Genomic DNA, 1,640 nt, shown 5'->3' with positions numbered 1-1,640 from the left:
TAAAAAATGTATTACTTTATTGGAATAAATTTAAAGCTGCTGTAGTCTAGTTGTTTGCAAACATTTCTCATTTTCTGCATTTTGCTAAGATATTAGATGTTTAAAATATCTCCTGAACTACTGCGATTCCTAGCTTTTACTGTTAGTAATCGAATAAATATAGTCCTTGACAGGCGTACCTCATACAGGTTTATTTGCGTAACCGCAACAATAATGCTGTCGCTACAGGAACAAAGTCTTTGGGCTGCACCTCGATCGGTGGCAAGGTGGGATAATTCAGATCGCTTCAGCGGGCGACTGCTATCTCAAGCGCGATCGGGCAACTTTGACTTAAAAGATTTTAACTTCTGGGTTGCCCAATGTCAAGTATTAGAAAATGAACAAAACTATGAGGAAGCACTGGCAGCTTGCGAGCGAGCGATCTCCCTCAAACCAAAAAGCAAAAACCGCCAGATTTGGTTGAGTCGCAGCAATATCCTCTTGCAGCTTAAACGATACGCCGAAGCAGTAAATTCCTATGATTTTTTACTGCGATTTGATGCCAAAAATTCTCTTGCTTGGTCTCGTCGAGGCGAAGCATTATATCAATTGCGTAAGTATGATGAAGCGATCGCATCCCACGAAAAAGCATTACGAGTAAATGGAAATTGGGGCAATGCAACACCATCGATTGCTTGGTATAATAGAGGTTTAGCGCAAAGAAAGTTAGGACAAGATGAAACAGCCCTGACATCGTTCGAGCGAGCTTTAAGTATTAATTCAGATAATGCGCTCGCCCAAGTTGAACGCTGTAGCACTCTATCAGATTTAGGGAGACAGTCAGAAGCAATTTCAGCTTGCAATCGCGCGGTAAATGCACTACCTGCGCCAGCTTTTACCAACCGTGCCATAGCGGAAGAAAGAGCAGGAAAAATATTAGACGCGATCGCTTCTTACGAAAAAGCTTTAGCTATTAATCCTAACGATGCTACTACCTGGACACACCAAGGAATTCTCTTTGAAAAGTTGGGGCAGAATGAAAAAGCACTAACTTCTTATAACAAAGCCATTCAAATCAATCCTAAATCTGCTTTAGCTCAAGTCAATCGCTGCGCGACACTTAATCGCTTAGCAAACTATAAAGAAGCACTCTACGCCTGCGATAGCGCGATGAAGGGTGATGGTAGCTGGGGAGATAAAAATCTTGCTTATGCTTGGAATCAACACAGCAGTGCGTCGATCGGGTTGGGGCAATACCAAGAAGCCCTCTCTTCCGCCGAACGAGCTATTAATATTAATATAAATATGGCAGAAGCTTGGAACAACAAAGGTGTCAGTTGGTGGCATTTACAAAAATATCAAGATGCTCTAGTTGCCCTGCAAAAATCAATTGAAATTCATCCCAACTACACTCAAGCCTGGTTCAACATCGGCAGAGTATTCAGAACGTTAAGGCAAGATAATCTGGCAATCCAGGCTTACGAAAAAGCCTTAGATAGTGAGATTAATTTTCAACCTAGTTTAACCTGTAACGAGATTATGTATAATCGAAGAAATTTAGGTATATGGTTATTAAAAGACTACGAAAAAGTTTTAGAATCAGCACAAAACTACTGCGCTGATATTTTGGCAAACAAAAGCGTGGCATTATGGCACTTGAG

Annotated in this window: 1 protein-coding gene; it reads left to right on the top strand. The window is 41.1% G+C overall.

Annotated elements, in window-relative coordinates:
• Positions 1 to 213: 213 nt before the first annotated feature.
• The coding region (locus ACUVJL_RS07830; protein ID WP_445245331.1) for a tetratricopeptide repeat protein at positions 214 to 1,640 on the top strand (1,427 nt) is incomplete at its 3' end.

The organism is Microcoleus sp. OTE_8_concoct_300, assembly GCF_031383065.1.
Classification (GTDB): Bacteria; Cyanobacteriota; Cyanobacteriia; order Cyanobacteriales; family Microcoleaceae; genus Microcoleus.
Note: the sequence above shows the minus strand (reverse complement) of the source record. Positions and strands in the feature narration are given on the sequence as shown.